Origin of the sequence: Streptomyces sp. NPDC047017, assembly GCF_040644175.1 — a bacterium.
In the GTDB taxonomy this organism is placed as follows: domain Bacteria; phylum Actinomycetota; class Actinomycetes; order Streptomycetales; family Streptomycetaceae; genus Streptomyces.
The window spans coordinates 97,747-124,414 of the sequence record NZ_JBEYVW010000014.1 but is presented as its reverse complement, the minus strand read 5'-3'; the positions used below and the strand labels follow the sequence as shown (position 1 = coordinate 124,414).

General features: G+C 70.3%; 19 protein-coding genes and 6 pseudogenes. 13 read left to right on the top strand and 12 right to left on the bottom strand.

Going from position 1 to position 26,668, the window contains the following annotated elements; all coding sequences use genetic code 11:
• Positions 1-13 precede the first annotated feature (13 nt).
• Positions 14-1,735 (bottom strand): hypothetical protein, encoded by a 1,722-nt coding sequence (locus ABZ858_RS23540; protein WP_361381848.1) that lies wholly within the window; start codon positions 1,733-1,735, stop codon positions 14-16.
• 207 nt (positions 1,736-1,942) lie between these two features.
• Here ABZ858_RS23540 and ABZ858_RS23535 point away from each other — a divergent pair, with 207 nt between their 5' ends.
• Both ABZ858_RS23535 and ABZ858_RS23530 read left to right on the top strand, forming a co-directional pair.
• Positions 1,943-2,890: a diacylglycerol kinase family protein gene (locus ABZ858_RS23535; RefSeq protein WP_361381845.1), complete on the top strand. Its 948-nt coding sequence runs from the start codon at positions 1,943-1,945 to the stop codon at positions 2,888-2,890.
• Positions 2,887-3,486: a lysophospholipid acyltransferase family protein gene (locus tag ABZ858_RS23530; RefSeq protein WP_361381842.1), complete on the top strand. Its 600-nt coding sequence runs from the start codon at positions 2,887-2,889 to the stop codon at positions 3,484-3,486. Before ABZ858_RS23535 ends, ABZ858_RS23530 begins: the two co-directional genes overlap by 4 nt.
• Before the next feature lie 82 nt (positions 3,487-3,568).
• Here the strand turns inward: ABZ858_RS23530 and ABZ858_RS23525 are convergent.
• Positions 3,569-3,797, bottom strand: a pseudogene (locus ABZ858_RS23525) (IS5/IS1182 family transposase); the annotation flags it as partial.
• 285 nt (positions 3,798-4,082) lie between these two features.
• Complete coding sequence (locus tag ABZ858_RS23520) at positions 4,083-5,636, bottom strand: alpha/beta hydrolase (RefSeq protein WP_361381839.1); 1,554 nt, start codon at positions 5,634-5,636, stop codon at positions 4,083-4,085.
• 270 nt (positions 5,637-5,906) lie between these two features.
• Between ABZ858_RS23520 and ABZ858_RS23515 the strand changes: the two are divergent.
• A pseudogene (locus ABZ858_RS23515) lies at positions 5,907-6,536 on the top strand (transposase family protein).
• Here the strand turns inward: ABZ858_RS23515 and ABZ858_RS23510 are convergent.
• Positions 6,493-6,924 carry a VOC family protein gene (locus ABZ858_RS23510; RefSeq protein WP_361381836.1) on the bottom strand — a complete coding sequence of 144 codons (432 nt, stop codon included), beginning with the start codon at positions 6,922-6,924 and terminating at the stop codon, positions 6,493-6,495. The pseudogene ABZ858_RS23515 and the gene ABZ858_RS23510 sit on opposite strands and share 44 nt — an antisense overlap.
• A gap of 227 nt (positions 6,925-7,151) precedes the next feature.
• Between ABZ858_RS23510 and ABZ858_RS23505 the strand changes: the two genes are divergently transcribed.
• On the top strand, positions 7,152-7,811 hold the full coding sequence (locus tag ABZ858_RS23505) for a transposase (RefSeq protein ID WP_361381833.1): 660 nt from the start codon (positions 7,152-7,154) through the stop codon (positions 7,809-7,811).
• On the opposite strand, the gene ABZ858_RS23500 is transcribed toward ABZ858_RS23505, so the two are convergent.
• The 3 genes and pseudogenes from ABZ858_RS23500 to ABZ858_RS23490 all read right to left on the bottom strand — a co-directional run bounded on the left by ABZ858_RS23500 (position 7,720) and on the right by ABZ858_RS23490 (position 10,714).
• The gene (locus ABZ858_RS23500) at positions 7,720-8,391 is read right to left on the bottom strand and encodes a hypothetical protein (RefSeq protein ID WP_361381831.1); all 672 of its coding nucleotides are present in this window, start codon (positions 8,389-8,391) and stop codon (positions 7,720-7,722) included. The genes ABZ858_RS23505 and ABZ858_RS23500 overlap by 92 nt on opposite strands.
• 501 nt (positions 8,392-8,892) lie before the next feature.
• Positions 8,893-9,461 (bottom strand): annotated as a pseudogene (locus ABZ858_RS23495) (IS5 family transposase); the annotation flags it as partial.
• A 158-nt stretch (positions 9,462-9,619) separates the two neighbouring features.
• On the bottom strand, positions 9,620-10,714 hold the full coding sequence (locus ABZ858_RS23490; protein ID WP_361381828.1) for a YncE family protein: 1,095 nt from the start codon (positions 10,712-10,714) through the stop codon (positions 9,620-9,622).
• A 123-nt stretch (positions 10,715-10,837) separates the two neighbouring features.
• On the opposite strand from ABZ858_RS23490, the gene ABZ858_RS23485 reads away from it, so the two are divergent.
• Complete coding sequence (locus tag ABZ858_RS23485; RefSeq protein WP_361381825.1) at positions 10,838-11,818, top strand: LysR family transcriptional regulator; 981 nt, start codon at positions 10,838-10,840, stop codon at positions 11,816-11,818.
• Positions 11,819-11,916: 98 nt separating this feature from the next.
• Here ABZ858_RS23485 and ABZ858_RS23480 read toward each other — a convergent pair.
• Positions 11,917-12,160, bottom strand: a pseudogene (locus tag ABZ858_RS23480) (Rid family hydrolase); the annotation flags it as partial.
• A 457-nt stretch (positions 12,161-12,617) separates the two neighbouring features.
• Here ABZ858_RS23480 and ABZ858_RS23475 point away from each other — a divergent pair.
• The 4 genes from ABZ858_RS23475 to ABZ858_RS23460 all read left to right on the top strand — a co-directional run bounded on the left by ABZ858_RS23475 (position 12,618) and on the right by ABZ858_RS23460 (position 16,331).
• Positions 12,618-13,445 (top strand): sugar nucleotide-binding protein, encoded by an 828-nt coding sequence (locus tag ABZ858_RS23475; RefSeq protein ID WP_361381822.1) that lies wholly within the window; start codon positions 12,618-12,620, stop codon positions 13,443-13,445.
• Between the two features lie 136 nt (positions 13,446-13,581).
• Positions 13,582-13,881, top strand: a complete 300-nt coding sequence (locus ABZ858_RS23470) for a hypothetical protein (RefSeq protein WP_361381819.1) — start codon at positions 13,582-13,584, stop codon at positions 13,879-13,881.
• 909 nt (positions 13,882-14,790) lie between these two features.
• Complete coding sequence (locus tag ABZ858_RS23465) at positions 14,791-15,444, top strand: papain-like cysteine protease family protein (protein WP_361381816.1); 654 nt, start codon at positions 14,791-14,793, stop codon at positions 15,442-15,444.
• A gap of 5 nt (positions 15,445-15,449) precedes the next feature.
• Entirely contained in the window at positions 15,450-16,331 is an 882-nt protein-coding gene (locus ABZ858_RS23460) for a hypothetical protein (protein WP_361381814.1), read from the top strand.
• Positions 16,332-16,535: 204 nt separating this feature from the next.
• Here the strand turns inward: ABZ858_RS23460 and ABZ858_RS23455 are convergent, their stop codons facing one another.
• Entirely contained in the window at positions 16,536-17,486 is a 951-nt protein-coding gene (locus ABZ858_RS23455; RefSeq protein ID WP_361381811.1) for a helix-turn-helix transcriptional regulator, read from the bottom strand.
• A gap of 949 nt (positions 17,487-18,435) precedes the next feature.
• Between ABZ858_RS23455 and ABZ858_RS23450 the strand changes: the two genes are divergently transcribed.
• From ABZ858_RS23450 to ABZ858_RS23435, 4 genes are all read left to right on the top strand, one after another.
• On the top strand, positions 18,436-20,217 hold the full coding sequence (locus tag ABZ858_RS23450) for a M4 family metallopeptidase (RefSeq protein ID WP_361381808.1): 1,782 nt from the start codon (positions 18,436-18,438) through the stop codon (positions 20,215-20,217).
• Between the two features lie 263 nt (positions 20,218-20,480).
• A complete protein-coding gene (locus tag ABZ858_RS23445; protein WP_361381805.1) occupies positions 20,481-23,405 on the top strand; it encodes an AAA family ATPase in 2,925 nt (974 codons plus the stop codon).
• A 574-nt stretch (positions 23,406-23,979) separates the two neighbouring features.
• On the top strand, positions 23,980-24,261 hold the full coding sequence (locus tag ABZ858_RS23440) for a hypothetical protein (RefSeq protein ID WP_361381802.1): 282 nt from the start codon (positions 23,980-23,982) through the stop codon (positions 24,259-24,261).
• Positions 24,262-24,333: 72 nt separating this feature from the next.
• Positions 24,334-24,489, top strand: a complete 156-nt coding sequence (locus ABZ858_RS23435; protein ID WP_361381799.1) for a DUF6233 domain-containing protein — start codon at positions 24,334-24,336, stop codon at positions 24,487-24,489.
• Between the two features lie 135 nt (positions 24,490-24,624).
• Here ABZ858_RS23435 and ABZ858_RS23430 read toward each other — a convergent pair.
• From ABZ858_RS23430 to ABZ858_RS23420, 3 genes and pseudogenes are all read right to left on the bottom strand, one after another.
• Positions 24,625-25,130 (bottom strand): annotated as a pseudogene (locus ABZ858_RS23430) (IS5 family transposase); the annotation flags it as partial.
• 191 nt (positions 25,131-25,321) lie between these two features.
• Positions 25,322-25,515 (bottom strand): annotated as a pseudogene (locus tag ABZ858_RS23425) (dTDP-glucose 4,6-dehydratase); the annotation flags it as partial.
• 7 nt (positions 25,516-25,522) lie between these two features.
• Entirely contained in the window at positions 25,523-26,590 is a 1,068-nt protein-coding gene (locus ABZ858_RS23420) for a glucose-1-phosphate thymidylyltransferase (RefSeq protein WP_361381796.1), read from the bottom strand.
• Positions 26,591-26,668 lie beyond the last annotated feature (78 nt).

Sequence of the window (26,668 nt, the reverse complement as noted above, 5' to 3'; positions counted from 1 at the left end):
GTGAGCTCCTGACCTAGGCGGCACGCACCGCGCTCTGATGGCGCAGAACTTCGAGGGAGGACCGTGCCTCCGCGAGCAGCCGGGTGGGAACCGCCACATCGTGCTCGCCTTCCGCACGGCCCACCATGACTGCGGCTTGCGCGATCTGACGCTGCATCAGATCGATTTCCTCCTTGAAGCAACGAGCCCTGATGTCCTCGGCGGTGGCTTGGAGCTGTTCCACCCACCGCTCGTGGAGGCGCAGGCCCAAGTCCCTGTTCCTGTTGTCGAAGGCCAGGACCGCCATGACCACACTGGCGGGAATGATCAGAGCGCCGATGACCGACCGGAGGGGTGGAGATCCGTACGGATTCATCTGGACGGCGACGAACGTCCAGACCAGACAGAACGCGACGGTCCACCAGCGCAGGCGGGACGGCAGCTCGGGCCAGATGATGCCGACCATGTAGAGCGTGCCCGTCAGCCCGATGATCGCGGGGACGATGATCCGGCCGTCCGCAAGCTGCCAGTGGACGGGCAGCACGGCCGTCATACCGAGGACGAGGAGGGCAGGAAGTAGCGTGGTGAGCCAGAGCGCGCGTATCCCAGCCCCGAGGCCCCTCTCCCGTCTGCGTCTTCTGCGTCGCTCGGCCACGAGGCCCAGCGCAGCCGTGGTCGCCATGGTGAGAAGGACAGGAGCCAGGGGCAGGTCCGCGTAGATCGGGTTGACGAGGGCGAGCAGTGAACCGGAGCCGAAGATCACGGCCGCGGGCACGAGCGCCAGCTTGCGTCCTTTCGCGGGCGGGACATGCAGCGTCCGGCCGCCCACGGAGAGCCGGGCCTCACCGGTGACGGGGTCGCTGAAGAGGACCTCCGCTCGGTGCCGCCCCGTCAGGTCCAGGGCGGTGAGCTGGACCGTCAACGCCCCTGCCTGGGCGGGTGTCAGCACTTGGAGGCGTTGTTCCCTGTCCATCGTGAAGTGCAGGTGCTCCGCGACGGCGGGCCGTCCGAGGCGTTGTGCCGCCGCCGTCTCCAGGAGAATGTCCGCGAGGTACCTGGCCTGCTTCCGGGTGCTGTCGGACAGGTGCTCCTGTTCGCGGCGGAACGCGTGGTGGGCTCGACGTGCCGTGTCCCCCACCGTCAACTCAAGCTGGTACCAGATCCTGTTGAGCGACTCCACCACGGCTCCGCCACGGCCGAGGAGAAGGTCGTTGCGCGTCTGTAGGGTGACCATGTTACGGAAGGCCTCCCGCTCCGTCAGGAAACGTCTTTGGTGCTGCCGTCCGGCGAGTTCGGTCACCGCGAACGCGGCGGCCCCGATGACCAGCATCCACCCGCCGTAGAAGAGAAGCTCGAATACGTACGGGTCGGCGCCGGCCGCGATCCGGGTGAGGTACATGACGCCGTCCACCGTGGCGACGTACAGCGCACCGAGCGGCAGTCCCCGTACGGCGATGAGCTCGATGGCAGTCGGCACCAGGAAGAGGAGCACGCCGGAGTACGGCCATGTCGGGGGCACGGCGAGCGCTCCCAGGGACGCGTAGACCAGGTCGAGCGGAACACGCGCCTTCATGAGGTCGCGCCCCGAACGGTGCAGTCGCCGGGCGACCTCCGCGTCGACCGCCGCGGCAAGAAGGGTGATCGCGAGGACGAGTGGGCGGTCCTCGACCCAGCCCTCCGCGGAGACGATGTTGAAAGCGTAGAGAGGTGCCCGCAGACTCACGAAGAGAGCGGCCCTCGCGCTGGAGAACGTCATGCGCCCCAGGTGATCCCTTGCCAGCTCCGCCATCGCCGCCCGCCGAGCACGCGCGGACGGGGCTCCGTTGCACCGGCCGCATGGAGCGAACCATCATGTCCCACGGGGAACACCCACGGACAGTGGTATGCCGATGTGAGAACCTGCCTTGAAAGATTATCGGCTTTCACCCGGCAAACCGCCCTCGGCCCGCCGTACTCTGCCTCGATGACAGCACTGGTGGTGGTGAACCCCCACGCGACGGGTGTCGACCGCGCCCGGCGCGACTGTCTCCTCGAAACGTTGCGCGGCGTCACGCGGACCGAGACGGTGGAGACGACCGGCCGAGGTCATGCCGTCACGCTCGCCAGGGACGCGATGCGGGGGCGGGAGATGGATGTGGTGGTCGCGCTGGGCGGCGACGGCACGGCGAACGAGGTCGCGAACGGCCTCCTCACCGACGGGGTCCACGGCCACATCCCGGCTCTGGGCGTGGTCCCGGCCGGTGCGACGAACGTCTTCGCCCGTTCCCTGGGACTCCCCCGGGACTTCCGGGCCGCGACCGACGCCCTGCGGTGGCATCTGAGCACGGCGCAATACCGCACGATCGGGGTCGGCAGTGTCGACGAGCGGTACTTCCTCTTCGCCGCGGGAGTGGGCCCGGATGCCGCGATCGTCACGGCCGTGGAGGAGCAACGTGCGCGGGGGCGCCGGTCGAGCCTCTCGCGCACCGCGGGCACGGCGGCACGCCATCTCCTCGCTCGCCCGTCACCGGGCCTGCGGCTGCAACGGGCGGGCTTCCCGCCGTACGACGGCCTACGGTGGCTGATCGTCGCCAACAGCGATCCCTGGACCTATGTGGGCCACCGTCCGCTGCGCGCCACGCCTCACGCGTCCTTCGACACACGGCTCGACCTCTGCGGACGCCGGACGACGAACCCACTCGCTCTGATCCGCTCGGTCGCCCGGATGGCGGGCCGGACACCGCACAAGCCCTGTTCCGGCGAGCTGCTCGCGCATGACGTCGACCAGTTCACCGTCCAGTCCGACCGACCCGTGCCCGTACATGTCGACGGCGATCCGCTGGGGCACCGCGTCTGCCTGCGGTTCACGTCTGTGTCCCGTGCCCTGCGCGTCCTCGCCCCTTCACCTCACGCCCAGGAGGAACGCACGTGACACTCTCGTACCGCCTTGCTCTGGCCGCGGCCCGAGTCGTGGTGGAAGGGCGCGGACCGCTGAGTGTCGACGGGGCGGACCACATTCCGCGCTCCGGACCCGCCTTGATCATCTCCAATCATGACACGCCCCTGGACGCTCTGGTGGTCGGCGTCGCGGCACGCCGGCACCGGCAGGTCCGGTTCCTGGCCAAGCGGTCCTTGTGGGAACGGCCGCCTCTCGGCGCCGTGCTCGACCGTCTCCAGCAGATCCCCATCGAACGCGGACGGGAGGGCGGCGGCCTGGACGCGGCGGTGGAGGCGCTCCGGGCCGGCCACTGCGTCTGCGTGTTTCCCGAAGGAACTCTTTCCCGGGGAAGGACACTGCGCGTACGCAGTGGCGCCGCCCGCCTCCTCACAGCGGTGCCCGAGACTCGCCTCATCGGGTGCGCTGTCACGGGTGCCGGGGCTCTCGCGTCGCTTCAGCACCGACCACGAGTGCGGGTCGTCTTCCTCCCCCACTCGCGCGAATCCCCGCCGGCCGGCCACACAGTCGGCGTCGAGTCGGTCGAGAACTTGATGCGCGCCATTCGCACGATCGCGCCGCCCTCGCAGTGAGCCCAGAGAAGTCATCTCGATCGGTGAGTCCGCGGTGGCAGATGAGGGTGCAGGCGATGCTGGTGGAGGCCGCGAAGTGGCTGGCTCCACGCTCGTAGCGGCGGTGCAGACACCGGCATCCCGCGAGCCAGTCCATGGTGCGTTCGGTGGTCCAGCGGTGTCGGCCGAGTCGCCGGCTGGAGTCCGTACCCTTGACCCTTGCGGGCGATGCGCGGCGTGCTGCCGCGGCCGCGTAGCCGGCGCCGCAGGTGGTCGTAGTCGTAGCCCTTGTCGCCATGGAACTTGCCCGGCCTGCGGCGCCGCCGACCGCGCCGGGACCGGGGCAGACGGGTCCCCCCTCCGGTGATCAAATCGGTGACGATCACTGCGCGAGACCCGTCCCCACCACACATCGGTGATCAACGATCACGGGCTCGACGCGCCCTGCGCCTGCCGATGGTCGCCCGCCTCGGTCCGCGGCCGCGACCTGCCGGCCGGCGCCGTCATCGGCATCGCCCGGCCGACCGTTCGCCACCAGGACCCGGGCGGGGCCGCTGGTAAGTCCGGCTGTCAGAACCTGCGGAATGACCTGCGGTTGAGGTCGTCAGCTACGGGTCTCAGGACATGCTGCCCCGGCACACCGTCCCCGGGGCCGGGGCGCGGCCCGTGCGGAGGTACTGGTCGACCGTCTCCGCGACGCAGCGGTTCTGCGGGTATGTGCCGTGACCCTCCTCCTCGGCCGTCAGAAGCACGCCGACACCGTCGCCCAGGGCGCGGGCCATGTGGCGGGCGCCGGGGTATGGGGTAGTCGGGTCGCCGGTGCCGCCGACCACGAGGACGGGGACCGCGCCGTCGGCGTTCACCTGGGGCGTGGCGCGCTCGCCGCCGAACGGCCAGTCGTAACAGAGGTAGACGCCGGTGGACCAGGCCGCGCCGAAGACGGGTGAGGCGGCTTTGACGCGGGCCTCGTCCTTGTCGAGGCGTTCGAAGCCGGGTCGCAGGCTGGAGTCCGCGCAGGTGATCGCGATCTGGGCGGCGCGGCTGCTGTCGCGCGGGGTCGCCGCGTGGTCGGCGGAGCCGATGTCGTCCGCGCCCTCGCTCAGCGGACGGCCGTCGTTGTTCTCGATCAGCGCGGTGAGGGCCTTGGCGAGCGGCGACCAGCCGTCTGTGCCGAGGTCGAGATGGTCGCTGACGGCGTACGCGAGGTCGTCGGCATCGAGGTTCCTTCCGCCGCCGGCCGGGGCGGGCTGCTTCTCCAGGCGGTCGGCCAGGCGCGCCATGCGTCGCGCGGCCTCCTTGGGCCCGTCGCCGGTCGGGCAGTGGCGGATACGGGCCGCGCAGTACGCGGCGAACCGGTCGAACGCCGCCTGGACCGCCTTGACCTGCGACACCTGCTTCTCGTCGAAGTCCTCGGTCGGATCGACGGACGCTTCGAGGACGAGCCGTCCGACGTGCGACGGGTACAGGTGGGCGTAGACCGCGCCGAGCGCCGTTCCGTACGAGACGCCGAAGTAGTGCAGCCGCTCGTCGCCGAGGAGGTAGCGCATCAGGTCGAGGTCGCGTGCGGTGTGCGAGGTGCCGATGTACGGGAGGAGCGCACCGGAGTGCTCGGCGCAGGCGGCGGCCCCGTCGTAGCCGGTGTCGTCCGCGGTCTTCCCGCAGCGCACGGGGATGGTCGCTCCCACGCCGCGCGGGTCGAAGGAGACCAGGTCGTAGCGGTCGAGGAGCGGCGCGTACTGGTTGAGGAGTTCAGGCAGTCCGCTCACGCCGGACACGCCGGGGCCGCCGAAGTTGAGGACGAGCGAGCCGATGCGCCGGTCGTTCGCGCCGGTGGCCTTGCGTCGGATCAGGGCGACGTCGATCGTCCCGCCGTCTGGTTTCCGGTAGTCGAGTGGGGTCTTCATCACGGCGCAGTCGTAGCCCGTGCGCGCGGTGGGCGGCGAGGTGCAGCGGGACCAGTGGAGGTGCTGACCGGTGGTGAGCGCGGTGGGCAGACCGGCGGGCGGGTTGTTCGCGGTGAACTCCGTACGGGGCTCCGCGCTCCGGCCGGGAGCGTCGTGCTGGAGCCAGGCACCGACGACCCCGATCACGGCGAGGACGACCACGGCAATGATGCGCGCACCGACCGAGAGGCTCGGTCTGCGGCTCTGTATCGGATGTGCGTCACTCATTGAAGTCCCCGCGCTCCCGCCCCTGGACACCCGGGCCCCGTGCCCCCGTGCCCGTACCCGTGATCGTCCGATCGTCGAATGAGTGCAGGGTACAAGCCGCCTCCGACAGCTCGGCTCGCGAGAGTGCCCAGAAATCCAGAGCGCCCCGGGTGTAACTCACGTGACTCAGCCGTCTGCATGGCTCAGGAGGACTGGCCGCCCAGCGCCCCACGACGACTCGTCCGCGCGGGGTTGTCCCGTAAGTGATCTCGCTCTGCAATGATCTTGATCGTGTCAGGTGTGATCACGGCGTCGGAACCGTCCTGGACAGCCCCGTTCACCGGGCTGAGCCCGCGCGTCTTCGGCAAGTTGTGACCGCGCTTCGCCGCGAGGCCGCCAGCTCCCCGGGTCAGGGGCGGTCGTGGGGTCTGCCGCTGGAGGGCCGGGTGCTGTTGGTAGTCCTTACCGGCGCACGGATCTGACGGCGCGCCAACTAGCTCCACTGTTCGGCATCTCGAAGTCGGCGGCCGACCGCGTCATCGACCAGCTCGGCCCGCGCATCGCATTCCAGCCTCGGCGCCGGTTCGCCAAGGACACCGTGCTGTAGTCGACGGCACCCTGGTGCCCACCCCGGACCACAGCATCGCTGAACAGTCAAAGAACTGCCGGTACTCCACCAACCACCAGATCGTCCTTGACGCGGATACCCGCCTGGTCGTTGTGGTCGGTGAGCCTTTGCCCGGCGATCGCAACGACTGCCGGGCATGGGTCGAGCACGTCTTCGCCCGCATGAGGACCTGGGAGATCCTCCGCGGCTGCCGTCTCAAGGGCGACGGTCCCCGGGAGACGGCCCCCCTCTCGCAGTCTCGGAGGAGAATCAGGCGAGGCAGAACTCGTTGCCCTCGATGTCCTGCATCGTGATGCACGACTCGTTGACGCCATCGGCGCGCTGCGTCAGCAGGTGTTTCGCGCCGAGCGCCATCAGCCGTGCGCATTCGGCCTCGAGTGTGGCCAGGCGCTCGTCACCCACGAGCCCTGTGCCGACCCGCACATCAAGATGCACCCGGTTCTTGACGACCTTGCCCTCGGGAACTCGCTGGAAGAGCACGCGCGGGCCCACACCCGAGGGATCAGTGCACGCGAAGTAGATCTCCTCCTCAGACGGCAGCGAGTGGTGGTACTCCTCCCACGTGGCAAAGCCCTTTGGGACTGCCGGTACGACGTACCCCAGCACCTCGCACCAGAAGGCGGCGAGGCGCGCAGGTTCCGCGCAGTCGAAGGTCACTTGGAACTGCTTGATCGTTGACATCGGCGCACGATAACAGGGGTCCTGCTCATCTCCACGGGCGGGTGGATCCACACGTTGCCGGGAGGACGGCCCCTGCCATCCCCTGCTGTGTCCTGCGGTCACAGGGGAACCGAGGTCGGCGCCCCTCTCAAAGGGTGGGACCCAGCATCCGATCTCAGCCGACCACTCTCGTGCGCCAATGATCCGTTACGGGACAGCCTTTGGGCTCCGTCTTCAAAGATCACCAAGTGTTCGATCACGGTGGGGTGATACGTCGTCATCAACTCACCGGCCGGGAGTGGGAGTTACTCGCACCGCTGATACCTCGCGCCGCCACGGGCCGGCCGCGGGTGGAGGACCGGCGGGTGATCAACGGGATGGTTTACAAGATCCGTACTGGAGTCACGTGGCGTGACCTGCCGAAACGCCACGGGCCGTGGCAGACGGTCTCCACCCGCTTCCGCCGCTACGCCCTCGACGGCGCGTTCACCCGCGCTCTCCAGCAGATCCAGGCCCAGGCGGACGCCGCGGGTGACATCGACTTGGATGGTGCAGACCGACTCCACCATCGTCCGGGCTCACCAGCACGCCGCCGCCACCGGCCGAGAAAGGGGGCGCCACCGGCCGGACGAACCGGACGATCACGCCCTCGACCGGCACCTGCCGCACGAGTACCTGGTCACCGGACTTGCCGCCGCCCTCAAAACCGGGGCGCGTGCGGGGGAACGCCGCGCTGTCAGCCTTCGAGCTGGGCCTTCTTGAGTACGGACTTGAGTACGGACTTGAGTACGGACGTCGGCGGCGACAGGGCTCGGGTCAGCAATCCGAGCCGGTTGCGATGGCATAGCCGATCGCGGCGGCTGCGTCGGCCATGTTCGCCAGGGATACCTTGTCGTTCAGCGCGGTGACCACGTCCTGGGTCAGTGGACGAAGGGCATACACCTGCCGCACCGCGTGCATGTCGACCGGGATCTCGTAGTAGTCCTGCGCGAACTCCTGGAATGCCTCCGGCGACGGGTCGACCAGTAGCTGGAACAGCCAACCCGAGCCGTCAGGGTCGGCGTTGCCCTCGGGGAAGTCGATCTCTCCTGCCTGCCAGTGCCCGCTACCCGCCTCACGCCACATGCAGGCCGTCACCCTGGGCATCCCGTCGTCCGTGAAGGCCGGCTCTTCGACGCAGTTGCGGAACACCTCGGGAACCGAGTCCACTACGCCTGGCCAGGGCGCGTCGTCGACATATGGGCTCATCGCCGACTCGTGGTCGAAGCCTCGGACATACGCGCCCGCCGGGGAGAAGATGATATCGAACTCGTCCCCCGAGCCGTTACGCATGGAGGCGATCTCCTCCGTCTCGGACCACGCCCGGTTGAACGAGTAGTAGCGCTCACCGTCAGGGTTCAGCACGGCCTCCAGCATGGCCATCGATCGACACCGGTCCCGCAGCGTCGGGATGTCAGGAAGCGCCTCGGCAATGTCGTGAACAGTCATGCGGCCCATCCAAGCGCACGGCACTGACAACAGATCGCGCGTTCGCTGAACAGCAGACCTCGCGGCCCGGGACGACGGCCGGATCACGGGCGAGGAACAGCGTGAGGCGGAGCAGCGCCGCGCCGTGGAAACGCGGCCGACCCCACCGAACTGGCAGATCCGGTGCGGCCTCGACCGCGCCGACGTGGACGCGGTGCACACCGGCGAGTGCTCGGCGGCGGCCTGAGTGGCCGGTGTTGCCCGGTGATTCCGGCAGCGGGCGATCGACGCCCTACGCCGGCGGGTGCCACCGGGTAACGAGCCTGGGCGACACCCTCATTGTCCTGGCGGGATGATCGCCGAAGCCCCCTTCGACGCCCCCGACAACCAGTCGTCGGTCCGGCGTATCCACGACTCCCCCCGACGCCACCGCGGCTACTGACCTGCCGCTGCTGACGGGCCCAGCCTTCGAGCATCCCCTCGAACACCGCCGGCTCGGGGGCCAGCGGCACCATGTGCTTGACCAGCATCGGCAAGCAGCGCGCCAGGCCGGTGTCCGGGGCGGCCGACTACGCCGGCAACCGACGGGATCTTGTCGAGCAGAGGCAGCAGCTGGGTGACGTCGTTGCGGTTTCCGCCGGCCAGCGACACTGCGAGCGGGGCGCCCCGGCCATCGGTGAGGACATGGTGCTCGCTGCCCGGCCGTGCACGGCCGACCGGGCTGGGCCCGCTTTCGGGCCCCGGCGGGCCGCCCGGACGCGGGAGGAATCGATCACCGCCCGCGACCAGGCGAGCTGCCTCGCCGACCGCAGCCTCCTCAGCAGCAGGTGCAGCTGGTCCCACACGCCGGCCTCGCTCCAGGCGGCCAGACGCCGCCGGCAGGTCATCCCCGAACCGAAGCCCAGCTCCTGTGGTAGCTACTCCCACTGGATCCCGGTGTGCAGCACGAACAGGGCCCCGCACAGGGCCTGCCGGTCCGGTACGCGCGATCGGCCCGCCACCAGCTTCGGAGCCGGGTCCGGCAGCAACGGCTCGATGAGCGACCACAGTTGGTCCGACACGGTCCACGGCCGCGACTCATGCGTCCCCACGACCCGACCAACGCGCGGCCGAGCCGACAGCCACGTGATCAACAACGTCTGTCAGGACCACGCGAACCAAGCGATCCGTTCGGCTTCGGGTGACCCCGGCCGGGCGCACGGTGGTGCGGAGGTCGGTGCGGGAGGATCTCCGAGCGGGGGGACGCTTGTCAGGGTGCCGTGATGTACGCCAGGCCGTGGGCGCCCGATTCGCCCTCTTGCTCGACCTCCAGGGTCGTGACCACCCTGGCGGCCACGAGGTCCACCACGGTCACCGTGCTGTCCAGGATGGCGGCGACATAGCCGAGCCGGCCGTCCGGCGACGAGGTGATGGTGAGGGGGAAGGCGCCGACCGGGACCTGGCCGAGCGGCTCTCCCTGGGCGTCGTGGATGTGCAGCACCCCGCCCTGCTGAGTGCCGAGGGAGGCGCCGTCGGACCCGCCGCTGACCCGGAGTTCGCCGGCCAGCAGCAGGCCCTGGGACGTCGTGTGGACGGGGAAGACCACGTTGTCGGTGGAGAGCGTCCGCACGGTACGGCCGGTCGCCGTGTCGATGATCCGGACGCCGGCCTCCGGGACCGTGCCCGGCCGGTAGTCCCCCTTGGGCGCGGCGACGTACACGTACCGGCCGTCGGGCGAGATGTCGATGCCCTCGCTGCCCGGGACCTCGATACGGTCCCGCGGGTCGCCCGTCTCCAGGTCCACGACGGAGACGAAGGGGGCCTCCTTGTTGGCGGAGTAGGCCCGACGGCCGTCCGGGGTGAGTGCGAACCAGTGGGGTCCCGGCGCGTGCACCGGGACCCGTCGTACCCGTTCGCGTGTGGTGGCGTCCAGGGCGATCAAGCCGCCCGTCTCCTCGTCGGTGGCCTCGACGCTGATCCAGATCAGATCGCGCACGGGGTCCAGTCGGATGTCGTGCGGGGCGTGGTCGGGGGCGAGGTCCACGGTGTCCACGATCCGCCGGGCGTCGGGGTCGATGACGACCAGCTCGCGGGCCCGGCCCGAGTTCGCGTGGTAGTAGCCGGAGCGGTAGGTAATGCTGGCATAGAGCAGCCGCCTGGCCCGGTCGAAGCACAACTCGTGCGGCTGGCTGGGGAGGGGAAGCACGCCCAGCCGGCCATGGCCGACCGCGTCGAAGAAGGTGACGGAGGAGCTGCCCTGGCTCACCACCGCGAGGACGTCACCGGTCCTCGGTGAGCGGGTGGTGGCGGCGAGGGCGGCGGCCGGGGCGGCCGAAGAACGGGTGACGTTCGGTGTGTTGGTCATGACCGGCAGCCTGGCAAGGTACGCCGATTGACTCCAGTGCAAGGTAGGCAAGAATGGTGTGCGTCAGACGCAAACGAGCTGGCGGGGGCGGAACCCGGTCGGCTGTCCCGTGAGGGGAGTCACATGGTGACACCGACCGTCCGCTCACCCGCCGAACCGCCCCTCCCCGGCTCGCTCGACCTGAACCTGCTGGTCACGCTGGACGCGCTGCTGGAGGAGGAGAGCGTCACCGGCGCCGCCGCGCGGCTGCGGCTGTCGGCGCCCGCCGTGAGCCGGACGCTCGGCCGGATCCGCGGGGTGCTCGGCGACCCCGTCCTGGTACGCGCCGGCCGCGGGCTGGTCCCCACCCCCTACGCCGTGGAACTCCGCCCGCGTGTGCGGGCGGTGGTGCGGCAGGCCCGGGCGGTCCTGGCGCCGCAGCCGGTCACCGACCCGGCCCGGCTGGCCCGGCGGTTCACGCTCCAGGCCAACGAGATGATCCTCACCGCCTTCGCGGCCCGGCTGATCGGGACCGTGGCGCGACAGGCACCGGGTGTCGTGCTGCGGTTCCTGCCGGAGGCGACGCAGGAGACCGCGGCGCTGCGGGACGGCCGTCTGGACCTGGAGATCGGGGTGCTCGCGCCGGCCGCCGAGCCGGAGGTCCTGGTGGAACCCCTGGGCGGTACGCGGCTGTCGGGCGTGGTCCGGCACGGACATCCACTGCTGGACGCGGTCGGGCGGGGCGGGCGGCACGCGGCACGCGCCTTCGCCGCCGCCGACCACATCGGGGTGTCCCGGAAGGGCCGGGTGCACGGCCCGATCGACGAGCGGCTGGCCGAACTCGGCCTGCGGCGGCGGGTGGTGGCGACCCTGCCCAGTTACACCGCCGCGCTGTTCCTGTGCCAGGAGACCGACTTGGTCTGCCTGAGCCCCGTCGGGATCGCCGAACACTGCCCGGCCGCACTGGGGCTGCGCACCTTCGAAGTCCCGCTGCCGCTGCCGCCGTTGGACATCGCCATGGCCTGGCACCCACGCAACGACGCCGATCCGGGCCACCGCTGGCTGCGGGACCGGGTGCGGGAGGTGTGGCGGCCGGACCCGGCCTCCGCCGCACGGCCGTCGTAGGTGCGGGACCTCCGTGCGCGGGGGCTCGCGGTACGGCAAGTGGTCCGCCGAGCACACCTGGCGTGAGCAGCGCCGGTACGAGCGGCGGCAAGCCGGCGTCACGGCCGCACCGCCACCGCGTCCACCTCGAACAGCATCGGGCAGGGCGAGCGAGGCCACCCCGCTCGGCGTCTGGGCCGGGAGGCTGTCCCCGAAGCGGGCGTGCAGCGCCTTGCCGAGGACTTTCAGCTTGCCGAGGTCGTGATCGACCACGAAGGTGCCGAGCCGGACCACCTGCTCGTATCCGGGACCGGCCCCGTCCAACGCCGAGCGCAGCCGCTCGAAGGCCATGTCCACCTGGGCCGGCCCTACGTCCGGACGAAGACCGCGGACGAGATCCTCGAACGCCTCGCAAGTCATCTGGGCAGAATGACCGACTCAGACGACCAGCCGATGGCCCCGCAGGCCACCCCGCCATCTGCCGGTTGTGACATGGCCCCGACGCCGGGCGGGGCATCGGGGTCGCGGACGGTGCCAGTCCGCCGTGGGACGCCAGACCAGCACCCGCGTCACTGGCTTGACGCCATCCCGGCCATGAAGTCACGCCGCACCAGTGGAAACCCTCCAGCCGGAGATCAATCGCACAGGTGGAGGACGTCCGCCTGGCCGGAGACGCCTGGTCAAGGGGTCGTGCTCGCCCTTGCGTCGTCCCACGCCGCCTGGAAGCCGACCGGTCGCCGTCGAGCCAAGGTTCCGGGGGCAAGCCCCGACTTTCGCGTTCCGCCGCGGGTGGCGTGCGGCTGAACTAGCGTGTACCGGCATGACGGTGCTGATCGTCGGTGGCAGTGGATTCCTGGGAGCCGAGCTGGTACGCCGGGCGCTCTCCGCTGGCCGTACCACGGCCGCGACGTACAACTCCGGCCCCGGTAGCGCCCCTGGCGCCTCGTGGCACCAGCTGGACTTCCGTGATCCCCGCGCTCCCGACGAGGTCATCGACGCGGTGAAGCCCAGCCTGGTGATCAACGCGTCCAGTGGTGAGGCCGACTGGACGGTCACCGCCGACGGGCCCGTCCGCCTCGCTCAGGCCACGGCGCGCCGTCGCATCCGACTGGTGCACGTCTCCAGTGACGCGGTCTTCTCCGGGAGCCGCAGCTCCCGCTACGACGAGGGCGCTCTCCCCGATCCGGTGACTCCGTACGGAGCCGCGAAAGCCGCCGCCGAGACCGGCGTGCGGCTGCTTCACCCCGCCGCGGTCGTCGCCCGCACCTCGCTGATCATCGGCGATGGCGGCTCCGTCCACGAACGGATGGTGCACGACCTGGCCGCCGGCGCGCGCCCGGGAGCGCTGTTCACCGACGACATCCGCTGCCCCGTGCACGTCGCCGACCTGGCCGCCGCGCTCTGGGAACTCGCCGAGTCCGAGGTAGCCGGCGTCGTCCACCTCGCCGGGACCGATGCCCTCAGCCGCTACGACCTCGGCGTGCTCATCGCCCGCCGCGATGACATCGCCCTGTCCCTGCTCCCCGCCGGCCGCCGGGCGGACACCCAACTCCTGGGGGGCTTGAACGTGCGTCTGGACAGCGACGCCACGCAACGCCGGCTGCACACCAGGCTGCGCGGTGCCCGCGACTTCCTCGCCAAGGACTGAAGAGGGCGGCCCCGGCGGGAGGTGAAGCCGCGCTCCCGCACGCCGGGGTGTGTCCCGGCACATGGTGGGGGCGTGCAGGGGCCGTGGCGAGCGCCGGCTGTGCGCGGGCGTGCAGCCTTGGTGAGGTGAGCACCGGGTGCTGGTTGCTGCGCAGTGCCCGGTGGTTCCTGCGTTCCAGGGCGTCGATCAGCGTGCGGTCCTCGCCGGTGTCCAGGGGCGGGAAGCCACCGGCGTCGAGGTGGCCCTCCACCAGCCTGGAAACGGCCAGGTCGTCGCGGGCCACCGCGCGCAGCGCATCGAACCGGGCACGGGTGCGGCCACCGCCGGGGAGCGGGCAGTCGCCTGTATCGACCGCCACCGTATCGACGTAAGCCATGAAACGGGCGGCCACCCTGCGCGTCTCCCAGCTCGGCGTGGTGTCCTCGGCGGCCAGTGAGGCCGTCACGCCGACCGGCGCCGTTCTGTCCTCCTGCACAGGTGCTACTCCTTGCTGCCGGCAGACGCCCCACGGCGCCGCGTTGTCCGCCGGTCTCCCACGCGGCCGCCCTCCGGGTGATGACCGCAATGGTCGGACAGGCCCTGTCCGGTGAACGCTCCCGTGGTCGTCATCGATCAATGACCCGCGCAGCTGGGTGCCCCCGCCCCCGGCCCTCGCACCAGAACATCCACCAGCGGCCTTCGGACCGCTGCGCCGACCCCGTGGATCACGGTCGGGTGATACGTCGTCATGAACTGACCGATACCGAGTGGGAGACCGTCCGGCCGCTGCTGCCCGGGTGACTGCGGGCCCCTCAGCACGCGGCCGGAACTCGGAAAGGGGCTCCGCGGGCCCGGTCCCGTACCGGGCGGCTTCCTGCCTGCTGCGGTGCGCGAAGGGCGCCATTGCGCGGGGTTGATCAGCCGGCGGGCGCGGTGTGAGGGGCGAGCACGCGGGTGGCCGCCGCGACCCGCAGCTCGCCGAACCGCTCCAGCTCGATGTCTACGAGCAGCGTGTCACCGGTCGCTGACGGCCCTCGGCAGTCTGGTCCGGACCATAGAGGGCGCACCCGGTCCCGTACCCGATCCGCCCTTCAGAGGGAAGCCCGGTACGGAGGCGGTCGGCCCCTGTCGCGCATCACCGCTCATGGCGTACCGCTGACGCGGTGGCGACCGGGCATGAGGGGGTTCCGGTGAAACCCTTGCTTCCTCCTCAAGGGGGTTCACGGCCGGGTCATCCTCCGTTCACCTTGGTCAGTGTCCGACCCAGCCGTCCGGACGGGCCGACTCCCCACACACCACTGGTCAGGTCCGGTCAACCGCATGGCCACCCCCGCCTCAGCCTGCCATCAGGCATGAAGGAGTTCCGATGACGCAGCGGAATCGAAGGACACCCGGAAGCGGCGGGCATGCCTCGCCGGCCGGCTCCCGGCGCCCGTGGCGCGTGGCGCTCGTCGCCGCCGGCGCCGCCGCCTGCCTGACTGCTTCGCTGGGCACGGCGTCCGCCGCCCCGGGCCGGGCCGATGCGCGCCCCGCCGCCGCGGCCCGTACCACGCTTCGCTTCACCGAGCAGACGCAGACACAGAACCAGTGGTGCTGGGCTGCGACCGGTCTCTCCATCGCCCAGTACCTGGGCCGCGGCACCAACATCAGCCAGAACACCTTCTGCGACCTGGCTCGGGGTCTCCCCACCAGTTCCTTCTGCCCCAATCAGCCGGGGCAGTTGCAGGACGTGCAGCGCGCCTGGTCCCAGCTCGGCATGAGCCCGGGCTCCGTCACCGGTGTCCTGCCGTTCTCCACGGTGGCCTCCGCCATCGACGCCGGCTCGCCGGTCGAGGTCGGCATCTACTGGACCGCCGGTGGCGGCCACGCCAACGTCCTGTACGGCTACGACTCGACGCGTTCCACCCTCTCCTTCAGCGACCCGTGGCCGAGCAACCCCCGCTACGGAGAGATGACCTACAACTCCTACGTCCGCAACAGCAGCTTCAACTGGGGTCAGTCCCTGTACGGAGAGCGGTGAACGCCATGAAGAACACGATCCCCACCGGGCTGTGCACCGCCGCTCTCGTCACCGGTGTCGCCCTCAGCGTCCTGGCCTCTCCCGCGGCCCAGGCCGCCGGCTCCTCTCACGCGTCACTGGCCGGCAGCGTGAGTGACGCCGACCGCGGCGCCGCGGGGGCCGCCATGCACAACGCTGCCGCGAAGGACCGGCTAGCCGCGTTCTTCGTCCGGTTCGAACGGCACCAGGACGGCTCGCGCACCATGGCGGCCGACACCCCCGTCAGCGCGCAGGAGGCAGCCGCCGAGGCACCGCGCCTGATCGGTGCACCGACGGCCGTCTACTCGCTCAGCCCTGACTTCGTACGCGGCAGCAGCACCTCCTCCCCCGTGGCCCGGCTCGCCTACCTCGCCACCGAGGCCCACTCGTCCACCGGCCAGACCGCCACCGTCCAGGTGGAGCGAGACGCGCACACCAAGCGGTGGAACATGACCACGATCCTCTCGGGCGCGGACGACCTCACCTACAGCCGCGAGGCGGCCGGAGCCAAAGTCTTCACCGAACCTCAGATAGCCGCCTGGTACAAGATCGACGACGACCGCGTCCTGCCCCTCAACGACACCGCACGACGCTCGGTCGGCGCATCCGGTGTCACCGTGGCGGCCTACCAGAAACTGGTGCACGACCGGTACGCCGACAAGCTGCCCGGCTCCGCCTACCAGCGCTCCGGCAAGCTCGGCGGTTTCTCCCCGGACACCACCGCCAGGGCCTCGACTCCGCACACCACCGCCGCTGAGGACACCGAGAACTCACCGGCGATCCTCATCACCGCCTCGGCGACCGCCCTCGCGCTCCTCGCGGGAGCAGGCATTCACCTCTCGCACCGCCGCGCCGTGGCCAAGGGCTGACACCGGATCAGCGCCCGCAGAGATTGACACGACACGACGGCACAGGACTGCGAGCACCTCTGCCGCCGGGTACCGCACCGGCCGACCAAGCCGGTGCGGTACCACTGCATGTTCGCGGCCGGCGACGACGACCGGCCGACCCGATCGACTCGGCCATCGTCCGCGCCCCCGAGCACGCCGTCGGAGCCCGTCACCCCGGCATGCCTACGTCCAGGAGATGCCGTGGACTCCGGCCGCGGCGTCGGTGGGCATGATGTGGGCCGTACCGGAGGCGCTCAGCGAGAGGGGGCGGATGTCCTGCCGCGGTGCTCCATATCGTGCGCGGTAATAACCAAAGAGCGACGCGGGGAGGGCTTGAGGATGGAAGCGGATATGCAGGAAGTACTGCCGGAGGTGGCAGGGGAGGACGCGTTCATAGCGGGTGTCTTCGCCCTGCTGGGGCCCGATCTCGATGTCGTACGTGATGACGGCGCTCTCACCCCGGGTGAGGGGCCGCCCGAACCCGATGTGCATGGTGAGCAGGCCGAGTTCGGGGGTGTACCGCTGGTCGATGAGGGTTCCGCACTGGACGGACGCCGTCATGGACGGTGCGGAGCTTTCGTCCAGTTCGAGGTAGGCGATGACGTGATCGGCCCCGTCGTGTGTCGCCCTGACGACCTGGGTCACGGTGCAGTGCGCTCGCCCCGTGCTGTCCAGGGAGAGGGTGTCATGGATGCTGAGCGGCACTGTGCCCGCGTTGAGCCGGTTGAACGCCTCTTCTCCCAGCGCTTGGACGAGCTGGTGCTTGGGTCCGTAGACCGGCCGTGCGGTCTGCGTGCGTTCCGGCGGAGTCGGCAGGGACCGGCCACGAGGACGTCGTGGGCCGAGCAGGCCCTGGAGCGCTCCGGCGGGCAGGTGAAGGATCGCCTCCATCTCCGCCACCGCCCGCAGGGAGTCCGCGCGTTCAGGCTGGCTCCGTCCTCGCTGCCAGTGGCTCAGCGTCACGACGCTGACCCGTATGCCGCGGGCGGCGAGGTGATCTCGCAGGCGTTGCAGGCTCAGCCCCCTGCGCTCCAGCGCCCGGCGCAGCGTCGGCCCGAAGGCGGGCGGCGAGGAGGCCGGTTCTCCCGACGCCGGTGATTCCGGGGCGATGAAATCGTCGTACTGGTCGGTCATGGCCCCTCCTGGCAGCTGATCCGCGCAGTTTAGAGCCACGACTCCCGCGGCCCTCCGGTCACGAGGTGCCACTGGAGGCCGCCCGCGCCGAGGCCGCGCCTTCGCCCCGGCGGAACTTCCCACCGAGGGGACGTGCCGCGTGCGGGAGACATCGACGCGCTGCTCGTCGCCCGTGCGTACGCAGCAGGCGGTGAGGCTCGCTGGATGGGCCGGCCGGCCGCAGCGGCCGGCGACGCGTCATACCAGGCCGCCCAGGCGCGTCGACCGACCACCGGACCCGCCCGGAGCAGCTTGATCACCGCTGTGAGCATGTCGCTGTCGGACGCGGTCGCCTCGTCGGCGAGGGCGATCGTGCCGTGCGACGCCTCCGAGGTATACGACACCGGCTGCGCGCCACGGGTCCTGCACAAGGAAATCCGGAGAGAAATTCCACGAAAGCCCTTAATTGCGACACTGAGCAGCCCATCATGAAATTCGCGAAAGAGCGGCCGGCGTCGCACTGCATGGACCGGGGTGCCGTCGGAATCCTCTCCCGGCTCGCAGTCATCTGCAAGGGGTTTCGGACTGCCAGAAATTAACAGTTACAGATCGCTCAGTTAATGAGAGATCGGGCATGCGACGGTGGATCCTGCGCCCCGAGAGTCTTCCGGACTCGCACGTCCGGCTCTTCCCCGGGCACGGCTCACGCGTCCGTGCCCGCCACCCGCGTTCTCGGTCTGTGACGCAGGCACGGCGAGTTCCGCGAAAGTAAATGTACGGCAAAGAAGAAGTGTTTCTTCCTTCTTCGCCTTCCATTCACTGTGGCTTTCGGGGAAAAGTTCCGCCCCGGAGCCGACAAGGTTCTGCGATACCTCCGCCGCTGGACCGCGGCCGCTCGGCCGTTTCCCCACAGCTCGAAAGGCACCCCATGCGTAGATCCCCGATACGCAAGCTGGCGATCATGGTTGTCATGGCCTCGACAGCCACACTGACCGCCGGCGCTCTCAGCACCGCCGTGGCCGCTCCTCACGCCGCTCCGGCGTCCGCCGCCTCCGCCTCCGCCTCCCGCACCGCCTCCCCTGCGGACATAGCCGCTGCGAGCACCGCCGCGCACGCCCACGCGGCCGCCACCGGAGTCGGCGAACACGACACCCTGAAGGCGACCGAGGCCCTGGTCGACTCCGACGGCAAGAAGCACGTGCACTTCGACCGGACCCACAGGGGCCTGCCGGTACTGGGCGCCGACCTGATCATCCACCTGGACGCCAAGAACCGGTACCTCGGCGTCACACGGGCGACGACGGACAAGGTCGACGTCACGAGCACCACACCGAAGAAGACCGCCCAAACCGCGCAGGCCGCCGCCGCTGCCGCGGGCAAGGGCACGGCAGGCAAGGCCCAGCTGGTCGTCAGCGCCCTCGCCGGGCACGCACCCGTGCTCGCCTATCAGGTGCGGGTAGCCGGCAGCGCGACGACCGAGGACAAGGGTGACCGGCTCGTGGTGGTCGACGCCACCACCGGTGCCGTCCTCAGCAACGTGCCCGTCGAGGACTCCTTCCTCTCTCCCCAGGTGATCGCCGAGCTGCGCCGCCGCGATGAAAGCGTGTCACCGCAGGGCGAGGCCGCGGCCAAGAGCTCGACGGCCACCCGGCAGGGCACCGCGGCGCCGCTGATCCGGGCGGCGTCCCCTGCCGCCGCGGGCACGGCCGCGACCGGCAACTCCCTGTACGTCGGCACCGTCGGCCTCACCGCCTCGCCCTACACCTACCAGGGCCGCCAGTACTACATCCTGCGGGACCCCTCCCGGGGCAGCACCGAAGTCCGCGACGCCGACGGCCAGCAGATCCAGGACTTCGGCCAGGGCTACCTCTCCGCCAGCACCAGCACCACCTTCGGCAACGGCACCACCAGCGACCGCAACAGCGCCGCCGTGGACGCCATGTACGGCATCACCAGCACCTTCGACTTCTACAAGAGCACCTTCGGGCGCAACGGCATCGCCAACGACGGCAACGGCGCGCACGGCATGGTCCACTGGGGCAGCAACGTCGGCAACGCGTTCTGGAACCCGGACTGCGACTGCATGCTGTACGGCGACGGGGACGGCAGCACCTTCAAGAAGCCGCTGGTCGTGCTGGACGTCACCGGGCACGAGCTGACCCACGGCGTGGTCGGCGCCACCGCCGGCCTCCAGCCCACCCGAGTCGACAGCCAGGGCCACCAGTACGGCGAACCCGGCGCGCTCAACGAGTCGCTGGCCGACATCTTCGGCAGCGGCATGGAGTTCGCCGCCAACAACCCCAACAACCCGCCCAACTACCTGATAGGCGAGAAGCTCGGCCTGTCCCAGGGCTTCCTGCGCCGCCTGGACCAGCCCTCGCAGGACCGCCTCGAAGGCACCATCGACTACTGGTCGCCGTCGACGACCAACACCGAGGTACACGCCGGCTCCGGTGTCTCCTCCCACGCCTTCTACCTGCTCGCCGAGGGCAGCGGCCGCAAGACCATCGGCGGCGTGTCGTACAACTCGCCGACCTACGACGGCTCCACCGTGGCCGGAATCGGACGCAGCAAGGCACTGGCCATCTTCTACCAGGCTCTGACCCGGTACATGGTCTCCAGCACCAGCTTCCACGGTGCCCGCACCGCCACCCTCAACGCCGCCAAGGACCTCTACGGCGCGAACAGCACCGAGTACCAGACCGTCAACAAGGCGTGGGCCGCGGTCAACGTCACCGCCGCCAACGGCTGACCGTCCCGCTGACAGCCACGTGGGAAGCCTGTGCCCCGCCGAAGCCATTCGACGGGGCACGGACGGCCGCAGGGCCGCAGGGGCGCAGGGCCGCACCTCGCGAGAGTGCCTTGGGCGGCCCTCTGTCCTGTAAGCCATCGGCTGCGCATCGCGGACTGTACGGGGGAATGACGCTGCACGGGGGAATGACGCTGCATGGGGGAATGACGCAAGGCGCCGTCTCGACGCAGGCGGCCGTGCGGACAGAGGGAGGCCCAGCTCGCATGCGCACAGTGCTCGTCACCCGACACGACGTCGAGTCAGCCGCCCTCCGGTACCTGGCAGGAGGCGACAGTGTCGTCCTCCATGGGCCGAGCGGTATGGGTAAGTCCCATGTCCTGCACAAGCTGGTGGCGGCGGCACGCGGGTGCGGAAAGACCGTTCTCCTGGCGACAACCGCGCCGGCGGAGCGCGAGGTCCCGTTCAGCCTGTTGGCAGACCTGTTCGACTCGATACCGGACACGGAGTTCGGGGCGCTCCGGCCGCCTCAGCGGACCGCGCTGTTGGGCGCGCTGGGCCGCCAGGCGCAGTGCGAGTGCTCAGACCCGCTCGCGCTGCGCCTGGCCGTCCTGAATCTGCTGCGCCGTCTCGCTGACCGGGATCATGTGCTGCTCGCGCTCGACGGCGCCTGCCATATCGACGAGCCCAGCGCCTCGGTACTCGCCTATGCGGCCCGGCGCCTTGTGGACTCCAGGGTGCGCGCAGTGGTCACCGTGACTCCCGGGCCCGCCCGGCGGGCAGGCCGGGCAACGGAATCATGTCCGGGGAAGGCGCGCGTCCTCTTCCTCCCACCTGCCGATCTGCCCGAGCTGCGGGAGATGGCGCAGGGTGACACGGAGCGGAGACTGCCTGACTGGCTACTGCGCGCCGTGCACACCGCTTCCGCCGGAAACGTCGCAGACGCGCTGGAGATGGTGCGACTGCTGCACGAGGGCGCCGCGTTACCCGGTCGCGGCGAGCTGTTGCCGGTACCAGAGCGCGTCCGGCACTCCCTCGCCGCCCGGCTCGAAGGTACGGGTCCGCAGGTGCGGGCCCTCCTCCAGACCGCGGCCTGCGCCCAGTGCCCCGACGTGACCTTGCTGCACGCCGCCGCTCAGGACATCCTCCGGCAGCACAGCGCGGGTCGGCCGTGGCTCTCGCGTCGGAGTGACGGGCCGCCGGCGTCGGACGACTCGGACAGGGCGGCGCCCAGTGGCGAGACCCGGACGACACAGGACGACGCGGCGGCTCATGCGCTGGTGGCCGGCGCTCTGCTCTCCGGCGTGCTGGAGATGGACGACGACCAGGACCGCGTGCACTTCACGCAACCGCTGTTCGCCCACGCGTTGTACGCGGCGGCCGGTCCCACCGGGCGTCGCACAGCACACGCACGCCTCTGCGCCGTACTGCCCAGCGGATGGGAACGGACCCGGCAACGTGCTCTTGCCACAACCGGTCCTGACGAGGAACTGGCCGAGGCGCTGATGAAAGCTGCTCAGCAGGCGGCACAGGAAGGTGCGCCCGGTACGGCCACCGAACTCATCCGGCTGGCAGTCGCACGTACCCCCGACCGCCTTGCCGGACCGCGGTGCGACCGCCTTCTGGCCGGAGCCGACCAGGCACTGACAGCGGCGGACCACGAACTCTGCCGTGAACTGGCCACCGCTTCCCTGCACATCGCGGACACACCCGCCCGGCACGTGAAGGGGCGGATGCTCCTCATCGCCGCAGCCGATCAGGCCATGTCCGGGATGGGCCATGTCTTCGCCGAGGCGTTCGCGCACCTGCACAACGCCCCTCACGACCAGCCCTACCTGCACTACTTACGAGCCTGCAAGGCGCACATGGCCGACGGTGATCCGGTCCTGGCCTGGTCGGAGGCCGAGCAGGCGGTGGCGCTGGCCCGGCAGAGCGGTGACCGGTCGACCGAGGCCCTTTCCCTCTCCCTCCAGGCGTTCGTCGGCACACTGCGCGGTGAGCACGAAGCAGCCGACGTTCTTCTGGACCAGGGCCTGTCGCTGTCCGTGTCGGTTCGGGCGGGCCAGGCGCACCTCGCTCCCGACGCCGTCAGAGCGCGGCTCGACTTCTTCGCGGACCGGCTCGTCGACGCCGACGCACGGCTCACAGTGCTGCTGGATCGGGCGCGCGCGGCCGACGATGCTCAGGACACCCTGTACCTGCTGTGCTCGGCCGCCGAAACCGATGTCCGGGCGGGCCGATGTCATCGGGCGCTCAAGTTCGCTGGGGAAGCACTGGATCTCGCCCGGCGTCTGGGAATCGGCCTGGAGCACGCCTGCTACTCCGCCGCAGTCGCCGAGGCAGCAGGCGGCGATCTCGGCCGAGCCGCCGCCCTCGCCGAGGAGAGTGCCCGTATCTCCCGCCGTAAGGGTGATCTGGTGTATCTCCCGCTCGCCCTTGGCCAGCTCGGACACGTCCAACTCCGTCTGGGCGACGCACCTGCCGCCGCGGCCAGCCTGGACAGCGCGCGCACGATCGCCCGGCGCAGAGGGATCATCGATCCGGCCCCCGTCCCCTGGGCGGGCGAACTGGTCGAAGCTCTGACGGCAGCCGGAGAGCGGACACGGGCCCGGCACATGGCCGAGTCGGAACGGGAGAACGCCTCACGGCTCGGACGCTGGGGCGTGTGCGCCTCCCTCCTGCGGGCCGAAGCCCTGTTGCTGGCGGAGAGCGCCGACTACGACGGAGCCGTGGCCGCCCTGCAGCACGCCGCCGAACGTCACGAAGTGCTGGCACTCCCCTTGGAGCGAGGCCGGGATCTTCTGGCCCTCGGCACCGTCAGGCAGCGGCGACGCCACATCACGGCGGCGCTCGCTTCCTGGCGTGACGCCGCCGCGGTGTTCCGCGAGATCCAGGCAGAACCCTGGCTCAGCCGAACCCATGCCCAGATGACCAGATTCACTCATGCCGTGAACCCAGAAGGCCACGAAGCCGGTACGGCGGCGCGCTGGAAGGCACTCACCGAAGGGGAGCGGCGGGTATCGGCTCTGGCCCGGACCGGGGCGACCAACCGAGAGATCGCCTCCCGCCTGGTCCTCTCCGCCAAGACCGTCGAAGCGACGCTGACCCGCGCCTACCGCAAGCTCGGTGTCCGCTCGCGGACCGAGTTGCTCGGGCTGGATGTCGATGAAGGCCGGGGCCCTACTGCCTGACCTGCAAGGACGGCGCGCGCCTGGGGGCGCCGACGACGTCGGGGCGGCGCATCGCGAAGCATCAGCAGCCCGCCGGAGGGCCTGGCGGGCGACCGCGGCAACCCCTGCGTATGGGTACGGCTGTCCGCGATTCCGGGGTGGGATCGCAGGCCGGCCGGCCGCTCGGCGATCGAGCGGGCCGCCGGTGTCGGCGGAGTCGGAGCTGCCTCGCCGACCGCAGCCCCCTCAGCAGCAGGCGCAGCTGGTCCCACGCGCCGGCCTCGCTCCGGTCCGGTACCCGCGATCGGGAGGCTGGAAGTGTTCGGCTGTGCGCTCGTGGCGCCGGTGCGCGGTCGGCCCCGAGGGGCCGAAGACCGGCGGCAACCGCCGAAATCAGCCAGGAGAGCGTGCTGACAAAGGGTCATTTCCTGATGTTGTGCTTACGGCTGGCAAAGGTAAGGTCAAGACGTGGCAATCGCTTGGTCTTCGGTCCATGGCGGTCGGCCATGCGCAGGACGAGGTCGTCACCTCGGGCTTCCGGAACCGGCGTGGAGGCCCGAGCCCACCGGAACCCAACTGATCGGCAGGAGACGTCATGAGCAACGCGACGAGTTACCGCCCGCGGACCGAGGAACTGTCCGAGACCGGCGCGCCGTTCGAGCTGAGCACCGTGCCGATCGACCCCAAGGTGATAGCGAAGCTCGCCGAGGTCAGGGTGCCGATCCCCCAGTCGGTCCTCCTCGGGTGGGTGGACGTGCCTCCCGGCGACCCCCGTGGGGCGACCACCCACGCGGTCTACCTCACTCCCGGTGGCTATGCCTACCGGGTCACGACCTACTTCGGTGACCTCCGGAGCAACGGCGCGGACTCCAGCTGACCCACAGCCCTCGCCCAGATCGACGGCTGGATCGCGGTCGAGGAACGGCGTGAGGCCGGGCAGCGCCGGGGCATGGAGAGGCGGCCGGCCCCGCCGGACTGGCTGATCCGGTACGGCCTCAACCGCACCGGCGCGGACGCGGTGCACACCGGCGACTGCTGGGCGGCGGCCAAGAGCGGCCGGTGCCGCCCGGCAATCCGGCAGGAGGCACTCGACGCCCTGCGGTAACAGGTACCGCCGTGCATCCACTGTCGACCTGACACAGCCCTCGGCACCCTGGACCAGGCCCTTTCCTCCGGATCACCTCGCCGACCAGATGAAGGCGGCGGCGACGTGGCGTCCGGCCGTGCAGAGGGTGACGGTCTTGTCGTATCGAGTGGCCGGACCGCGCCACCACTTGAGCTTGTCGACGCACCGCTCGACGGTGCTGTGCTGCTTGCGGGCCTCGCGGTCGAAGGCCGGCGGTCGGCCACCTCGGCGGCCGAGCCGCTTGCGGTTGGCGGCCCGGTCGGCGGCCTGCGGGATCACCGTCCGGAGCCCGCACCGCCGCAGACGGCGGCGGACCGCACGGGACGAATAGGCCTTGTCGGCCAGGACCGCCTCGGATGTGACCTCGGGGGCGGCTCGTCCGACGGGGGCACTCGGATTCGGGACATGACCTGCCCGATCGCGGGTGCGTCGCCGGCTTGGCCGGCGTGATGACGAAAGCGAGTGGTCGGCAGCGGCCGTCGGCAGCGAGGTGGATCTTCGTGGTCAGCCCGCCACGGGAACGACCGAGGGCAGGGCCAGCCGGAGTCCTTCTCACGGGCTCCGGCGGCGTGCTGATGAGCCCGCACGATCGTGGAGTCGACCGCGACGAGCCAGTCCAGGTCACCTTCGACGCCGGCCTCGGCGAGCAGGGCGGTGAAGACGTCTTGTCCGCGCCGGCGGAGGTGAGCCGCAATTGGCCTGCCGTGTCCTGCCACCATGCCCCGTTGTCGCGGTACTGGGCGGCGGTTTCTGCGAGGCCCGTCCGGAAGTCCTTGGCCAGGTGGTGTCCGGGCTCCTCGGTGATCTTCATGCCGGTGATGGACCGGTCGACGTGCACGATCTGGTCGTGGGTGGCGATCAGATCGTGCACCAGGGGGCGTCGCGGATGTCTTCGTGGAGGTGTCCGGGGTAGGTGGGTTTGTCGAGGACGGTGATGGTTACGTCGTCGGTGCCGTGCGAGCCGATGAATCCGGCGCCGCCGGTCACGAGGAGGATGTGGAGGATGTGGAGCTCATGACGCGATCTGCACCTCGCTGTGGTCGCCGAGTACGAGTTTGTTGCTGGAGGGGACTCGTGGGGCGGAGGTGACGGTTGCGCTGCGGCCGACGAGGGAGGCTCTGACCCGGCGCACGCCTTCCAGGCGGGCGTCGCGCAGCACGATCGAGTATTCGATCTCGGTGCCCTCGATCCGGCAGTCCTCGGAGATGGAGGTGTAGGGGCCGACGTAGGAGTCGCTGATCAGGGTTCCCGCACCGATGACGGCGGGGCCGACGATGCGCGAGCCCCGGACCTCGGCGCCGGCTTCTATCCGGACGCGGCCGATCACTTCGCTGGTTTCGTCGACGCTTCCCTCGACGCGTCCCTCCATGCTTTCGAGGACGAGCCGGTTCACCTCAAGTATGTCGGTGACGTTTCCGGTGTCCTTCCAGTAGCCGCGGATGGTGGTGGAGCGGACGTCGTGCTGGTGGTCGATCAGCCACTGGACGGCGTGTGTGATCTCCAGTTCGCCGCGCCAGGAGGGCTTGATGGCACGTACCGCTTCGTGCACCGCGGAGCTGAAGAGGTAGACGCCGACGAGGGCGAGGTCGCTCTTGGGCTGCTGCGGTTTTTCTTCGAGGCTCACCACGCGGCCCGCGGCGTCGAGTTCGGCGACTCCGAAGGCGACCGGGTCGGGGACGCGGGTGAGGAGGATGCGGGCGTCGGGCCGCTCGGTGCGGAACTCGTCGACGAGGTCGGTGATGCCCCCGACGATGAAGTTGTCGCCGAGGTACATCACGAAGTCGTCGTCGCCGAGGAACTGCCTGGCGATCAGTACGGCGTGCGCGAGTCCGAGCGGGAGCTGCTGGGGCAGGTAGGTCACCCGCAGTCCGAACTTCGAGCCGTCGCCGACCGCGTCCTGGATCTCGTCGGCGGTCTCCCCCACCACGATCCCGACTTCGGTGAGTCCGGCGGCGGCGATGTCCTCAAGCACGTAGTAGAGGACGGGTTTGTTGGCCACCGGCACCAGTTGTTTGGGCGATGTGTGGGTGATGGGCCGCAGACGGGTGCCTGACCCTCCGGAAAGGACAAGAGCCTTCATGCGTCCCACCGTAGGCGGGCTCGCTCAAGCCTGGCTGGGACGTCGGACGACCCCGCGCGGTGTGTGCTGCGTAGGTGC

Bases quoted from the DNA above. Each gene is read 5' to 3' on its own strand.
- ABZ858_RS23445 (WP_361381805.1), top strand. From the start codon at position 20,481: ATGCGCACAGTGCTCGTCACCCGACACGACGTCGAGTCAGCCGCCCTC.
- ABZ858_RS23455 (WP_361381811.1), bottom strand. From the start codon at position 17,486: ATGACCGACCAGTACGACGATTTCATCGCCCCGGAATCACCGGCGTCG.
- ABZ858_RS23490 (WP_361381828.1), bottom strand. From the start codon at position 10,714: ATGACCAACACACCGAACGTCACCCGTTCTTCGGCCGCCCCGGCCGCC.
- ABZ858_RS23420 (WP_361381796.1), bottom strand. From the start codon at position 26,590: ATGAAGGCTCTTGTCCTTTCCGGAGGGTCAGGCACCCGTCTGCGGCCC.
- ABZ858_RS23485 (WP_361381825.1), top strand. From the start codon at position 10,838: ATGGTGACACCGACCGTCCGCTCACCCGCCGAACCGCCCCTCCCCGGC.
- ABZ858_RS23535 (WP_361381845.1), top strand. From the start codon at position 1,943: ATGACAGCACTGGTGGTGGTGAACCCCCACGCGACGGGTGTCGACCGC.
- ABZ858_RS23435 (WP_361381799.1), top strand. From the start codon at position 24,334: ATGGAGAGGCGGCCGGCCCCGCCGGACTGGCTGATCCGGTACGGCCTC.
- ABZ858_RS23540 (WP_361381848.1), bottom strand. From the start codon at position 1,735: ATGACGTTCTCCAGCGCGAGGGCCGCTCTCTTCGTGAGTCTGCGGGCA.
- ABZ858_RS23520 (WP_361381839.1), bottom strand. From the start codon at position 5,636: ATGAGTGACGCACATCCGATACAGAGCCGCAGACCGAGCCTCTCGGTC.
- ABZ858_RS23500 (WP_361381831.1), bottom strand. From the start codon at position 8,391: ATGACTGTTCACGACATTGCCGAGGCGCTTCCTGACATCCCGACGCTG.
- ABZ858_RS23510 (WP_361381836.1), bottom strand. From the start codon at position 6,924: ATGTCAACGATCAAGCAGTTCCAAGTGACCTTCGACTGCGCGGAACCT.
- ABZ858_RS23460 (WP_361381814.1), top strand. From the start codon at position 15,450: ATGAAGAACACGATCCCCACCGGGCTGTGCACCGCCGCTCTCGTCACC.
- ABZ858_RS23475 (WP_361381822.1), top strand. From the start codon at position 12,618: ATGACGGTGCTGATCGTCGGTGGCAGTGGATTCCTGGGAGCCGAGCTG.
- ABZ858_RS23440 (WP_361381802.1), top strand. From the start codon at position 23,980: ATGAGCAACGCGACGAGTTACCGCCCGCGGACCGAGGAACTGTCCGAG.
- ABZ858_RS23465 (WP_361381816.1), top strand. From the start codon at position 14,791: ATGACGCAGCGGAATCGAAGGACACCCGGAAGCGGCGGGCATGCCTCG.
- ABZ858_RS23450 (WP_361381808.1), top strand. From the start codon at position 18,436: ATGGCCTCGACAGCCACACTGACCGCCGGCGCTCTCAGCACCGCCGTG.